The following is a 14,939-nucleotide window of genomic DNA, read 5'->3' on the forward strand; positions in this document are numbered from 1 at the left end:
AGAAAATTTTAACTGTTGCATAGTATGTTGTTTCAGGTCTTATCCTGCCTACACACTTTGTAGCAGTTTTTCTTTTTTATAGACAAGGGGTGATAGAGGTGGCTAAAGAATATACTAAGAAGATGAGGGAGAGAAGAGAGTTTCTTCTGCAGTTTTTTGAAAGAAAGGACTATGTTCCTATGAAGTTTAAGGATATTGCGTCCTTGTTTCAGGTGCCTAAGGCTGAAAGAGGGGATTTGCAGCTTATACTAAATGACATAATAAAAGAAGGAAAGCTTGTAGAAAATGGAGAGGGACGCTACACAAAGCCTGATGCCGACCTCGTCACAGGAACATTTATGTCTACAGCTAAGGGCTATGCCTTTCTTAGGACTGCTGAGGATGAGGAAGATGTGTTCATTCCTGCCTCAGAGGTTGGCAATGCCTTTGATGGGGATGCTGTTACCGTTAAGCTTTTAGCCAAAAGCAGGGGAAAGAGCAGAGAAGGTAAGGTCGTTAAGGTAATAGAAAGAGCATTTACTACAATTGTAGGCACTTTTGAAAAGAGCAGGAACTTTGGCTTTGTAGTGCCTGACAACACTAAGATTACTTGTGATATTTACATACCTAAGAATGCCTGCAAAGATGTGCCTAAGGGTGTAAAGGTGGTTGTAGAACTTACAAGCTATGGCGACGCTAAGTTTAGTCCTGAGGGTAAGATAATAGAGATTCTTGGCTTTGAAAATGATAAGGGTGTTGACATCCTCTCTATCGCCAAGGCTTACGGCATAGAGGATGAATTCCCGAAGGAAGTGTGTAAAGAAGTAAAAAAGGTGCCTGCGAAGGTCATTAGGACTTCGATTAAGAACAGACTTGACCTTAGAGAAATGAAGATAGTTACCATAGATGGAGAGGATGCCAAAGACCTTGATGATGCTGTGTCTGTGACTAAGGAAGTTGAGGCGGACGGTGAGGTTATCTATCATTTGGGAGTGCACATTGCTGATGTTACCAACTATGTGAAGGAGGGTTCAGCCCTTGATAAGGAAGCCATTAAGCGTGGTACAAGTGCCTACCTTGTAAATAAGGTTATACCCATGCTTCCAAAGGAGCTTTCAAACGGCATCTGTTCCCTAAATGAAAATGTGGACAGACTCACCCTTTCCTGTCTTATGGATATAAATGAGAAGGGAGAAGTGGTTTCCCACGAGATAGCGGAAACAGTGATTAGGACTGCACATAGGATGAATTATTCTGATGTAAATGTACTCATCACTGGTGATGGCGAGAGATTTAATGAGTTAAAAGAAAAGTATGAAGATGTGTACGAAATGCTTGTAAATGCAGAAGAGCTTGCACTAATCCTTAGAAAACACAGGCATGAGAGAGGCTCGATTGACTTTGATTTCCCTGAGGCTAAGATTATAGTTGATGATAAAGGAAGAGTTACTGATATTAAAGCATACGATAGGAATGAGGCTACCAGGCTGATTGAAGATTTTATGCTTATTGCCAATGAAACTGTGGCGGAAGACAGCTTCTGGCAGGAACTTCCTTTTGTGTATAGGACTCATGAAAATCCTGATGAAGAAAAAATTAGGGAATTAAGTATATTTATTAATAATTTTGGGTATAATATAGGGAAGGGTGGAAAGAAAAAGTCTAAGACGGAAATACATCCTAAGGATATTCAGAAGCTTTTAAGCAAGATAGAGGGTACTCCTGAAGAGATGCTTATAAATCGGATGACGCTAAGAAGTCTAAAGAGGGCTAAGTACACGACCTCCTGTGATGGTCATTTTGGACTTGCTGCTAAGTATTATTGCCATTTTACCTCCCCTATAAGGAGATACCCTGATTTACAGATACACAGGATAATAAAAGAGAATCTAAACGGCAGGCTTACAGACAAGAGGGTATCGCATTATAAGGCTATTCTTTACGATATAGCGCTTCGCTCGAGTATGATGGAGCGAAGGGCTGATGAGGCAGAAAGAGAAGCGGATAAAATGAAGGCAGCGGAATTTATGTCTCATAAAATAGGCGAAGAATTCAATGGTGTAATCTCGGGGGTTACAAGCTGGGGTATATATGTTGAGCTTCCAAATACAGTTGAGGGTATGGTTAAAATCAGCAGTATAAGAGGGGATTACTATGAATTTAACGCTGAAAGAATGGAAATAGTAGGGGAACATACCAAGAAAAAATTTAGTCTGGGACAGCAGGTTAGAGTAAAAGTAGTTGAGGCAAGTAAGCAGATGAGAACCATAGATTTTAGGATAGTAGAAGGAGAGAAGGATGTCTAAGGACAATTATAAAGTAGTGGCACAGAACAAGAAGGCGAGTTTTGATTATTTCATAGAAGAGAGATATGAGACTGGGATTACCCTTGCAGGTACTGAAGTTAAGTCAGTTAGAATGGGCAAGGTCAGCATCAAGGAGTCCTATGTGCAGATAGATAAAAACGGCGAGGTTATCATTATAGGCATGCACATAAGTCCTTATGAGAAGGGAAATATTTTCAACAAGGATCCCCTTAGAACCAGGAAGCTCCTTATGCACAGGGCTGAGATAAATAAGCTTGTGGGCAAGGTAAAGACTGCAGGCTACACCCTGGTACCGATTAAGGTGTACCTCAAGGGCAGTCTTGTCAAGGTTGAAATAGGCCTTGCAAGAGGTAAGAAAAACTATGACAAGCGTCAGGATATACAGAAAAAAGACCAGAGAAGAGAAGCAGAGAGAGATTATAAGGTGAAAAACCTGTACTAAAGGGTGGTTGTCAACGAAATAGAAGGTGGAGTGATTGGTATGGATAGAAAAATTTTACAGGAGCTGGCAAATGGGATAGTTGAAATAATTAAAAATGATTATTTGTCAGAGAAAGGTTAATATATGAATTTTTATAAGGATAAGGTTAATAAAAAGTATCTTGAAATCTCAATGTATGTGATTTTTACCTGCATAGTTATCTTTCTATTAAGTAGGGTTACTGACCAGCTTCCTACCCTTGCAAAGACTGCGGGTCAGGTTGTATCTTGGGTGGGAGCGATACTTAAGCCTGTAATCATAGGCTTTGTTATAGCTTATCTCCTGTTTCCTATGCTTGAGAAAATAGAAAGCCTGCTTAAAAAGATAAAACCTCTTAAAAAGAAGAAGAGCGTTAGAGGACTCGCAGTGGCGCTTCAGGGGGTTATTATTCTGGTTGGCTTATTTTTATTAGTTTCACTCCTTGTTTCGATAATTACCAAGCAGGCTAGGGCAGCTAATTCAGAGGATATAATTGAAGGTATAAAGACCTATGCAAACTCTATAAATTCGTTGTATTGGGAGCTTATGGACAGGCTTGACAAGCTAAATATTAATTCTGCTGAGATAAAATCAAGTGTAGATACCTTTATGAACAACATAGGTACCTACCTGCTTAATCTGTCAAGTCAGGTGGGAAATATAGCAAGTAACTTGAAAGACGGGGTTGCTACAGCGTTTTTCGCTCTTATATTTAGCATTTACTTCCTGCTTGATATGCCTAAGCTTAAGACATACTGGGGCAGGGTGCTTACCATCATTCTGCCAAAGCGGGTAAAATCTACGTTAGACACCATGATTAGTGATGCTGACAGAGTATTTTCGGGCTACATAAGAGGTCAGGCCTTTGATGCCTTCATGGTAGGAGTAGTTGTAAGTATCGTGTTTTCAATAGTCGGAATACAGTATGCCATTGTTATTGGGCTTCTTATCGGACTTGGCAATCTCATCCCTTATATGGGACCTATAGTTGGCTATACCTCGATAGCAATTGTGGGGATAGCCACAGGTGATTATAAAAGTATGATAATAGCGGCGATTGCACTGCTTATTATACAGGCAATAGATGGTAATCTCATCTATCCTAAGCTTCTAAGCTCAAGCGTAAATATTCATCCTATGATAGTCATCATCTCTCTTACGGTAGGAGCAAGCGTAGGCGGACTTGTGGGAATGATAGTTGCCGTACCGTCAGGAGCACTGGCAAAAGTGTGGTTTGAAAGGCTTATCAACTTAAAGGAGAAGAGAAATGAAGCCAAAGAAATAAAAGAGGAAAAAGAAGCTAAAGAAAACAATGTAAGTGAAGAGAATGACGTAAAAGAAGAGAATAACGACAACAAAGAGAATAACAAAAATAGAGGATAAAATAAATAAAGAAAATAAAGGTGAATAATGGAAAAGTTTGAGAAAATCTTTAATATGAGCTTTGAACAGGCAATGTTATATTTATCAAAACCTGTCATCATTCTCATATTAAGTAAAATAGTAGTAACCATAGTACTTAGAATCCTGGATAGAATATTTGCAAAGTCAAAGCTTGACATGGGGATGAAGGGATTCTTTAGGCAGATTGTCAGGGTATTGATTTATGTAATAGGAATTATTATGGCTGCACAGTCACTTGGGATAAATACATCATCCATTGTAACTCTCCTAGGTGTTGTCTCCCTTGCTTTTTCACTTTCCTTACAAAATATCCTTACCAACGTATTCTCAGGAATAATGCTCCTTATCACAAAGCCATTCGCTATAGGTGACTTTATTGAGGTGTCAGGAGTGATGGGGACAGTCGCAAGCATCACTCTTATGCGTACCAAGCTATGTACTCCTGACAATAAGGTAGAGCTCATACCCAACTCAGATGTAGCTTCACAGAGGATATCAAACTACTCAGGTGAAAGCAAAAGAAGGGTAGATATAGAGATATCCGCAGATTATAAGGCTGAAACTAAACAGGTAATAGATGCAATAAAAAGTGTGGTTGATAAAGACGAGCGTATAGCCAAAGATGGAGTATATGCTCCTACAATAAGACTGTTAAGATTCAATGCAAGTGATATTACATATACAGTCAAGGTTTGGTGCGAGAATCTTGTTTACTGGGATGTTTACTTTGATTTGATGGAGAATGTAAGAGAGTCATTTAATGTAAATGGGATTGAGTTCAGTTATCCTCAAAGAGTGGTTCATATTGAGAAGTAGTATTTTTCTTGTATAAAGAGAGTGTTTTATATAAAAGGAGACTCAAGTGGCAATAAAAGATAAAAATTATATAAATAATTTGATTATGGAATTAATTTCTTTGTCGAGTGAAACAGAATGGGTAGAATTTAAACACAATAATGCTGAACCACAGATGATAGGAGAGTATATTTCTGCTCTTAGTAATTCTGCAACTTTATTAGGAAGACCTAAAGCATATATATTATGGGGAATAGATAATGAAACTCACAAAATAGTTGGAACCTCATTTGATTATAGAAATTGTAAAAAAGGCTCCGAAGAGCTTGAAGCCTGGTTATCTCGTGTGCTTAACCCTCGAATAAATTTTAAATTTTATGAATCTGAAATAGGTAATATGAAGTTAACTCTTATGGAAATACCGGCAGCAGAAAAACAACCTATAAAATTTGGTGGGGAAGAGTATATTCGAATTGGTAGTAATAAGAAAAAACTAAGTGAATATCCTAATAAGGAAAGGGAATTATGGAGGGCATTTGATACAACACCTTATGAGCTTAGGAATGTAAAAGAGAATGTATCGATTGATGATATATTTATATTATTGGATTCTGTGGGGTATTATGAAAAGATGGGATTTGCATTACCCGAAAGTAAAAATAAAATAATAGATGATTTTATCAATGAAAGATTTATTAGTAAAAATGACGCAGGTGGTTATGATATTACCAACTTGGGGGTGCTGCTTGTTGCTAAAAATCTGAGTAGCTTCGAAAAACTATCGCATAAAGCTGTAAGGGTGATCTGGTATAAGAGTAATAATAGACTTGATACAATTAGAGAGAAAGTATTTAATAGTGGATATGCAGTAGGATATAATGAGATTGTAGACTACATATTGACAATTATTCCTCAGGAAGAAGTCATAGAAGGTTCTATAAGAAAAACAAAGTTAGGATATCCTGAAATAGCAATTCGTGAGTTGCTTGCAAATGTTATGATTCATCAAGCCATTGAGCAAAAGGGTACAAGCCCTATGGTAGAATTGTTTAAGGATAGAATAGAGTTTTCAAATGCAGGTTCACCATTAGTTTCAATAGAACGTATAGTAGATACAGTTCCGATTTCAAGAAATGAAAATTTGGCTGGCTTTATGCATAAGTGTGGTATTTGTGAAGAAAGAGGAAGTGGATATGATAAGGTAATATATGCTACAAGTAGTAGCTCTATGTTGGCTCCCAAAATTGAAAATCAAAGTGATAAATTTACAAAAGTAACTTTGTATTCGCAAGTACCTTTTGATTTAATAAACAAAGAAGACAGGATTCGAACTTGCTATATGCAGACGTGTTTTTTATATGTAAATGGTGAAGCTATTAATAATAATGCAGTAAGAGAGTTATTTGATATCTGCGAAAAAGACAAATATAAAGCTTCAAGGATTATTAAAGATACATTAGAGGCTAAACTTATAAAAGCTGTAGATGAAAATACAGCACCGAGATATATGAAGTATATCCCATTTTGGGCATAATTTAAGTTGCAGTAAGTTGCAAATTTGATAAGAAGTATATGGATGGAGAATTAAGAACCCATTGATTTAGGGGCTTTTAAGAAATACAAATTTTAAATTTAAGTTGCAGTAAGTTGCAAAGTGGCAGTATAGAATAAATTATCTGTTGTGAATTGAAAAAGGTGAATTGAAAAATTTAGCTTTACCTATAGACAAACTAGGTAAAATTGTGTACAATATAATCTCATAAAATATTTAGTCATTTATAAATGTTAAAACAAATATAACTGGCTATCACCATTACGGAGGAAAAATGAAAAGAAAATTATTTGGACTAATATTAGCTACATCTTTGGTAGTATCAGCTTGTCAGGGAAATGGCGGGAGCTCTTCTGCTACAAAGAGCGGCTCAGCTTCCACATCAGGAAGTGCTTCTGCGACTGAAAGTAAGACATCATCAGCTAACAGCGGCTCATCATCAACAAAAAGCACGACCTCATCAGCCAATAGCTCATCATCAGCTGCTTCTTCTGCAAAAGAAGGAAGCACTGCTTCGGCAGGCACAGAGGCAGGCAAGGAGAAATTCCCTTCATTTGAAACAACGGATACCAAGGGAAACAAGGTAACAGAGAAAATCTTTGCTGACAAAGACATAACCATGGTAAATGTATGGGGAACCTTCTGCGGGCCTTGTATCAACGAAATGCCTGAGCTTCAGAAGATATATGAAAGCCTTCCTAAAAATGCCAATCTAATCGGTATTGTAGCAGATGTTCCTGAGGGAATGAAGGACGGAGTTGACAATGCAAATTACATCGAAAAGCAGACTGGTGTAAAGTATACAAACCTTACACTCAGTGATTCACTTAGCAGTTTTGCGAAGAGATTCTATGCAGTTCCATCCACAATCTTCGTAGACAAGAACGGAAACATCATTGGTGAACTTGTAATGGGTGCTGATATCGATGCTTATGTGAGAAACCTCCAGAATGTGCTTACAGATTGGAAATATGAGTCGTAAAATGTAGCTTAGATACAGAGCGAGAAGCGTATGGCAGCTGCATCACTGATATCAGGAAAATGGATACCGGTGATTTATACAGTATAAACGAGATACAGGAAGCCCTTGTCTGCCTTGACAAAATCTATTAATGACAGTAAACTTCTGTATATGGCATAGATTTTGGAGGGATTATGGCAAAGGAATATAATTCCAAGGGTAAAAATGAAGTTATAATGTATCTGAAGGCTCATAATGATCATAGACTCACAGTTGCAGAGATTCTTGATGGACTAAAGGAAGAGGGTATCAGTATCAACCGCTCTACCATATATAGGAACCTTGATAAGCTAGTGGAAAGCGGCGATATACTGGTTTTCAAGGGAAAGGATAGTGAGTCCGCGTTTTACCAGTATTCGGGAGAGCACAAGGAATGCAATGCCCATCTTCACTTGCAGTGTAATTCCTGCGGGAAGATATTTCATCTTGAGCATGGCTTTGTGGATGACTTTATGGATAAGCTTCGTAAAGATCTAAAGGTGGAGCTTGATGTCTCAAAGACCATGCTGGTAGGAACCTGTGAGAAATGTTTGGGAAAATAAATTGATATGTAAATAAGGCATAGCCTTTTGCGTGGCCAAAGTTGGACTTAGTATCTGATGTTTGGAAAGCGGCGCAGGGCTATGCCTTTTTGTTAGGTATATTTCTCGTGATTTATGGTTTTAAAACTTAATGAACTATGTTATAATTAAAAGATATAACGGGCAAGATGATTATAAACTTGATAAAAGATGATGAACTTAAATAAATGGAATATACACGAGAGGGAGTAACCTATGACTTTACAGCAGTTAAGATATGTGATAGAAGTAGCCAAGACAGGCTCTATGAATGTAGCTGCAAAACAGCTCTTTGTAAGCCAGCCGAGTCTGTCAATGGCTATTAGGGAGCTTGAGAATGATGTGCATATCTCTATATTTGAAAGAACCACCAAGGGAGTGGTAATCACAGCCGAGGGCGAAGAGTTCCTAGGCTATGCCAGACAGATTATCAATCAGGTGGAACTCTTAGAGGACAAATACATAGAGGCAGGACAGATAAAGAAGAAATTCGGAGTATCCGCCCAGCATTATTCATTTGCCGTAAAAGCCTTTGTAGAAATGGTAAAGGGCTTTGATATGGATAAGTATGAGTTCGCCATAAGAGAGGCAAGAACCCACGATGTCATCCACGATGTGGTTACAGGAAAGAGTGAAATAGGTATACTTTATACCAATGATTTTAATGAAAAGGTGTTAAACAAGATATTTAAGGATAATCAGCTTGAGTTCGTTCATCTTTTCACCTGTGAGGGTTACGCCTATCTTTGGAAGAATCATCCACTGGCAGGGAAGAAGGTCATAGATCTTGAGGAACTTCAGGACTATCCTTGCCTTTCGTTTGAGCAGGGAGATAACAATTCGTTTTATTTTGCGGAGGAAATACTTAGTACCTACGATTTTAAGAAGACTATTAAGTCAAATGACAGGGCTACCAATTTGAACCTTATGGTGGGGCTAAATGCCTTTACTCTATGTTCGGGCATCATCTGCGAGGAGCTAAATGGCAGTGATTATATTGCGGTTAAGCTTGCCAAGGAGGTGACTATGGATATTGGGTATATCAAGAGGGCTCATATGAATATGAGTGAGATAGGGGAGCTTTATATTGATGAGATTAAGAAGTATGTGGGCTAATTCATTAGAAAAAATAGTTTAACAGGAGAGCTTTTTGTGAAGAAAGTAGAAACAGGAATTGATGGGCTTTTTGTGATAGAACCTCAGGTTTTTGGAGATCATAGGGGCTGGTTCATGGAGAGCTGGTCAAAGAGGAAATTTGAGGAAATTGGGATTGACTGCGAGTTTGTACAGGACAATCATTCATTTTCAGAGAAAAAGGGCACTCTTAGAGGACTGCATTTCCAAAAGGGAGAATATGCCCAGGCTAAGCTTGTAAGGGTGCTAAGAGGCAGGGTTTATGATGTGGCAGTTGACCTTAGAAAGAATTCTCCTACCTTTCTTAAGTGGTTTGGGGTAGAGCTTAGTGAAGAAAATAAAAAAGAGTTTTTTATTCCAAGGGGCTTTGCACATGGATTTTTAACTCTTACTGACAATGTGGAATTTGCCTACAAGGCAGATAATTATTATAACAAAGAGTCTGAGGCAGCCATCATCTACAATGATGAAAGGATTGCTGTGGACTGGAGGCTTGAAGGCCTTGGAATAGATGAGGTTATTGTATCTGATAAGGATGAAATTGCGCCAAGACTTGAGGAAGTGGATGAAAGCTGTTTTTACATTTTATAGAAAATCCTACCGATTTTTCTATAAAACATAGATGCTTTGAGTAAGAAATTTGAACGGTTATATCTAGATATATACTACCAAAGTAGAAAGAAAGGTGAAAAATGAAAGTAATAGTAACAGGTGGGGCAGGCTTTATAGGAAGTAATTTTTTATATTATGTTCTTAAAAAACATCCTGAAAATGAGTATATTTGCCTTGATAAGCTAACCTATGCGGGCAATCTTTCAAACCTTGAAGAAGCGCTTAAGAATCCAAGGCTTAGGTTTATAAAGGGAGACATTGCTGACAGGGACTTTATTTATAAGTTGTTTGAAGAAGAAAAGCCTGATCAGGTGGTAAACTTCGCCGCAGAAAGCCATGTAGACCGCTCAGTGCTCTTTCCTGATGAGTTCTTAAGAACCAATATTACAGGGGTGGGAGTCCTCCTTGATGCCTGCAGAAAGTACGGAATTAAGCGTTTTCATCAGGTATCAACAGATGAGGTTTACGGGGACTTGCCTCTTGATAGAGAGGATTTATTCTTTACTGAAGATACCCCTCTTAATCCCTCAAGTCCTTATTCATCTTCAAAGGCATCTGCAGACCTGATAGCCCTTGCCTATCACAGAACCTACGGTCTCCCTGTGACCATATCAAGATGCTCAAATAACTACGGTGCCTATCAGTTCCCTGAGAAGCTTATTCCTCTTATGATATACAATGCTAAGCACGATAAGGAACTGCCTGTATATGGCGAGGGCATCAATGTTAGAGATTGGCTTTATGTAGAAGACCATTGTATAGCCATTGATATGATACTTGAAAAGGGCAAGGCTGGCGAAGTCTACAATGTAGGCGGGCACAACGAGAAGAAGAATATAGAGGTGGTTAAGGCCATCCTTAAGGCTACCGGCAAGCCTGAAAGCCTCATTAAATACGTTACAGACAGACCTGGGCATGATTTAAGATACGCCATTGATCCAAAGAAGATAGGAAAGGAACTTGGCTGGAAGCCGCTTACTCCATTTGAAAAGGGTATTGAATACACCATAAAATGGTATTTAGACAATGAAAAATGGATGGAAGACGTGATGAGTGGGGACTATGAAAAATACTACACAGAGGTGTATAACAACCGCGAAGAAAAATTTGGCAGGTAAAAGATGAGAATACTTGTAACCGGTGCAAAAGGACAGCTGGGTATAGCTGTTATGAGGGAATTGTTAGGAAAAAAACAGAGATTTGACTTTAGGCTTATGCTTACGGTATCTAATGATGTCTCCTGGAATTCCCTGTACAACCTAATGAAAGAAGACGGTCTTTTAGATGAAAGAGCGGAGATTACAACTCTTGATATAAGAGATTATTATGCGGTTAAGGCAGCTCTTATTAGTTTCGTGCCGGATGTTGTTATCAACTGCTCTGCATACACCGCTGTGGATGACTGCGAGGATTACGAAGATGAGGCAAGGCTTGTCAATGAAGAAGGAGTGAAAAACCTCGCCCTTGTGGCAAAGGAAATAGATGCTGCCTTGGTACACATTTCAACGGACTATGTATTTGACGGCTGTGGCACAAGGCCTTATACAGAGGAAGATAGGCTAAACCCGGTGAGTGCCTACGGAAGAACTAAGGCTCTTGGCGAGAAAGCAGTGTGCGAAAACCTTGAGAAGTATTTTATTATAAGAACTGCCTGGCTCTTCGGAGAGGGAAAGAACTTTGTAAAGACTATGATTTCGCTATCAGAAAAAAATAAAACTCTTCGTGTGGTTTCTGACCAGATTGGTTCTCCTACCTCTGCAGCGGAGCTTGCAAGATTTATAGTCTACCTTATTCAGACTGATAAATACGGAATCTGGCATGGAGTTTGTGACGGAAGTACAAGCTGGTATGAGTTTGCCAAGGAGATAATGAGACTCATAGGAAGAGAAGAGGTGGAGGTAGTGCCTATAACTACGGGTGAATATCCTACAAAGGCCAAACGTCCGCATTTCTCGGTTCTTTCCAATGAAAAGCTTCATAATGAAACGGATTTTAAGATTAAATCATGGGAAGAGGCACTTAAAGAATATATTTCAAATATATCCTAGAAAGAATAAAAACACCTTGACTCTATAATTGCAATATTCTTAAGATTTGTTTACAAAGGGCATTAAATGACCTATTAAGGTTGATTTTAACGAGGATTATATGGTATAAAATATAGTCATAATATTACTATGAAAGAGAGGACTTAAATTGAACAACGAGAACGAAAATATTGAAAAGGTAGAGCAGCTTGAGGAGGCTGCCAAGAAACTGGAGAATGTAACCGCAAGACTTGAAGGTTTGGCTGAGAAAATGGAAGGGATTGAAAATGAGGCTAAAAAAGAAGAGGGCCTTTTAAATAAGATACTTGCAAAGAAGACCTTTGGCATACTAGGTTGGGGATTTTTTGCCTTTGTCATAGTATCGTTAATCGCCCAGGAAATCGGAGTAGCCTTGATTAGGATGCTACACACAGGCGATGGACCGATACCTGCAATTATGACTTATATTGTATCATTTTTCCCGCTGTACTTTATTGCCTTTCCGGTGCTTTTAATCGTTATCAAAAAGCTGCCTAATGACAATAGGGAGAAGGAGAGCTTAGGTTTTCCAACTCTGTTAAAGTGCTTCTGTATGTGTATCACCATCATGTATCTTGGAAATATCTTAGGAACGGGACTTTCTGAGGTAATCGGAGGCTTTTTTGGCAAGACTTCAACCAACAATCTTGCTAATCTAATTACAAATGCTGACCTTACAGGCACAATTATCTTTGTTGTTATTGTTGGCCCTATAATGGAGGAAATAGTATTTAGAAAGATACTTATCGACAAGACTGTGAAGTACGGTGAAAGAAATGCAATGATGCTTTCTGCGCTTATGTTTGGACTTTTTCACATGAACCTTTTCCAGTTCTTCTATGCCTTTGGTATAGGTCTAATCTTTGCTTATATTTACATAAAGAGCAGAAAGATTGGATATTCAATAGCTTTTCACATGATTATAAACTTCATGGGTTCGGTTGTTGCAGTGCTTGTGTCTAAGAACTTCACCGAGGACGTGGTAAGTAAGCTTCAGAGTGGCAATCCTGAACTTATTTCTCAGGCCTTAACCCCTGGGATTATAATGTCTACCGTATATTCATTTGCTATTATTATCACTTTCTTTGTAGGACTTGTTTTACTCATTATTGGAAGAAAGAACATGCGGCTTGATGTAAACGGTGCACCATTTACAAGGAGAGAAGAAAAAGGCCTTGTCTACGGAAACTTCGGTATGGCATTTTTTATAGCTGCCTGCATCGTAATGATGGGACTTTCAACGCTTGCGCAGCTAAGTTAGGAGAATATGAAAGAAGAAAAGATAGTTTATGTAATAGGACATAAGAATCCCGATACTGATTCAATTTGTTCTGCCATATCTTATGCGGAGCTTAAGAATCTGACATCAGGCGGAATTAAATATATTCCAAAGAGAGCAGGTCAGATAAATGAGGAGACTGAATATGTCTTAAAAAGGCTTGGGATAGAACCGCCCGGCTACATGCCTGATGCGGGTACTCAGGTAAAGGATATGGAGATCCACGAGACTCCTTTTGCTGACTCAAGCCTTACCATCAATGAGGCCTGGGAGCTTATGAAAGAGGCTAAGGCGGCTTCCTTACCTATTACTGACAGCGAGGGACGGCTTGAAGGCATAATAGCTATAGGTGATATTGCGAAGTATTTTATGGGAAATGCAGATGAAACCATACTTTCAAAGGCTAGAACCCAGTATAAGAGAATGGCGGATACTCTGAATGGGAAGCTGGCTCTTGGCAATGAACACGGCTACTTCATAAAGGGCAGGGTTATCATTGGTACTGATGATCCCAAACTCCTAGCATCCAATATGGCAGCAGATGATTTGGTTGTGCTGGGCAATAGAAAGGATACCCAGCTTGCCGCAATCAAGGCGGACGCCAGCTGTATAGTGATTAGCGGAGGGCATACCGCTGATGAAGAAGTCATAGCAGCGGCTAAGAAGAAGAGCTGTGTAATCATAGAAAGCCCTATGGATACTTATACCATAGCTACTTTTATAAGCCATAGCATACCTGTAAGGTATCTTATGAAATGTGAGAGGATAGTAACCTTTCAGTCGCATGATTTTACAGATGCAATCAAGGAAACCATGGGTAAGTACCGCTATCGTGACTTCCCTGTAATAGATGCAGACGGACGCTGCCTTGGTACAATTTCCAGAAGAAACCTCATCAATGTAAGGAAAAAGCAGCTCATCCTTGTTGACCACAATGAGCGGACTCAGACTGTTGACAACATAGAAGAAGCAGAAATCCTTGAGATAATTGACCATCATAGAATAGGCTCCCTTGAGACTATGGGACCGGTTATGTTTAGGAATCAGCCTGTAGGGTGTACCGCAACTATTATATATCAAATGTACAATGAAAGAGGAGTAGAGATACCTAAGAAGATAGCAGGACTTCTTCTTGCTGCAATTCTCTCTGATACCCTTATGTTTCGCTCACCTACCTGCACCAAGTTTGACCAGGAGGCTGTGACTGTACTTGCGGGAATTGCAGGCATAATCATAGAGGACTTTGCTAATGACATGTTTATGGCGGGCAGCAATCTTTCCGAAAAGGCTCCTGAGGAGATATTCTATCAGGATTTTAAGAAATTTATGGCAGGTGAAACATCCTTTGGAGTTGGGCAGATTAACTCTATGGACTCCAAGTCTCTTGCAAATGCTGAAGAGAAAATAAGACCTATTTTACAGAGTGAATGTGGTAAAAACGGTATGTCGATGGTATTCTTTATGCTTACCAACATAGTTGAGGAATCCACAAAACTCCTCTGCTTTGGAGACGGAAGTGAGAGAATTATAGAAAAGGCCTTTGATGTGAAAGTCTATAAGGATGCCGCTACCCTAAAGGGGGTAGTTTCCAGAAAAAAGCAGCTAATACCTGCTATCATGGGCGTATTCAATGCTTAGCATTATACTTTTTTCTTGAAATATGATAATGTAATGGTATAATTCTCAGTAAGAAATTTGCTTGCAGGCAAGCCCCAATAGAATTTTTATGCTTTTGACACGCAAAAAATAT

13 protein-coding genes are annotated in these 14,939 nt (G+C 38.8%); all 13 read left to right on the forward strand.

What is annotated here, in order from left to right:
* The first annotated feature begins 98 nt into the window (after positions 1–98).
* Entirely contained in the window at positions 99–2,285 is a 2,187-nt protein-coding gene (rnr, locus tag ACO6HM_RS07650) for a ribonuclease R (RefSeq protein ID WP_485390492.1), read from the forward strand.
* Entirely contained in the window at positions 2,278–2,748 is a 471-nt protein-coding gene (smpB, locus tag ACO6HM_RS07655; RefSeq protein WP_485390493.1) for an SsrA-binding protein SmpB, read from the forward strand. The genes rnr and smpB overlap by 8 nt, the downstream gene beginning before the upstream one ends.
* Positions 2,749–2,871: 123 nt before the next feature.
* Positions 2,872–4,149, forward strand: coding sequence for an AI-2E family transporter (locus ACO6HM_RS07660; RefSeq protein ID WP_485390494.1), 1,278 nt, complete (start codon positions 2,872–2,874; stop codon positions 4,147–4,149).
* A 27-nt stretch (positions 4,150–4,176) separates the two neighbouring features.
* Entirely contained in the window at positions 4,177–4,986 is an 810-nt protein-coding gene (locus ACO6HM_RS07665; protein WP_485390495.1) for a mechanosensitive ion channel family protein, read from the forward strand.
* A gap of 46 nt (positions 4,987–5,032) precedes the next feature.
* Entirely contained in the window at positions 5,033–6,499 is a 1,467-nt protein-coding gene (locus tag ACO6HM_RS07670; RefSeq protein WP_485390496.1) for an RNA-binding domain-containing protein, read from the forward strand.
* A 292-nt stretch (positions 6,500–6,791) separates the two neighbouring features.
* Positions 6,792–7,499, forward strand: a complete 708-nt coding sequence (locus ACO6HM_RS07675) for a TlpA family protein disulfide reductase (protein ID WP_485390497.1) — start codon at positions 6,792–6,794, stop codon at positions 7,497–7,499.
* Between the two features lie 173 nt (positions 7,500–7,672).
* Entirely contained in the window at positions 7,673–8,080 is a 408-nt protein-coding gene (locus ACO6HM_RS07680) for a Fur family transcriptional regulator (RefSeq protein WP_485390498.1), read from the forward strand.
* 234 nt (positions 8,081–8,314) lie between these two features.
* A complete protein-coding gene (locus ACO6HM_RS07685) occupies positions 8,315–9,214 on the forward strand; it encodes a LysR family transcriptional regulator (protein WP_485390499.1) in 900 nt (299 codons plus the stop codon).
* Positions 9,215–9,250: 36 nt separating this feature from the next.
* Positions 9,251–9,823 carry a dTDP-4-dehydrorhamnose 3,5-epimerase gene (rfbC, locus tag ACO6HM_RS07690; protein ID WP_485390500.1) on the forward strand — a complete coding sequence of 191 codons (573 nt, stop codon included), beginning with the start codon at positions 9,251–9,253 and terminating at the stop codon, positions 9,821–9,823.
* Between the two features lie 101 nt (positions 9,824–9,924).
* The gene (gene rfbB, locus ACO6HM_RS07695) at positions 9,925–10,962 is read left to right on the forward strand and encodes a dTDP-glucose 4,6-dehydratase (protein WP_485390501.1); all 1,038 of its coding nucleotides are present in this window, start codon (positions 9,925–9,927) and stop codon (positions 10,960–10,962) included.
* A 3-nt stretch (positions 10,963–10,965) separates the two neighbouring features.
* Positions 10,966–11,892: a dTDP-4-dehydrorhamnose reductase gene (gene rfbD / locus ACO6HM_RS07700; protein ID WP_485390502.1), complete on the forward strand. Its 927-nt coding sequence runs from the start codon at positions 10,966–10,968 to the stop codon at positions 11,890–11,892.
* 148 nt (positions 11,893–12,040) lie between these two features.
* Positions 12,041–13,171, forward strand: a complete 1,131-nt coding sequence (locus tag ACO6HM_RS07705; protein ID WP_485390503.1) for a CPBP family intramembrane glutamic endopeptidase — start codon at positions 12,041–12,043, stop codon at positions 13,169–13,171.
* 6 nt (positions 13,172–13,177) lie between these two features.
* Positions 13,178–14,827, forward strand: a complete 1,650-nt coding sequence (locus ACO6HM_RS07710; RefSeq protein ID WP_485390504.1) for a putative manganese-dependent inorganic diphosphatase — start codon at positions 13,178–13,180, stop codon at positions 14,825–14,827.
* Positions 14,828–14,939: the final 112 nt, after the last annotated feature.

The sequence above is a fragment of the Catonella sp. genome (genome assembly GCF_057250765.1).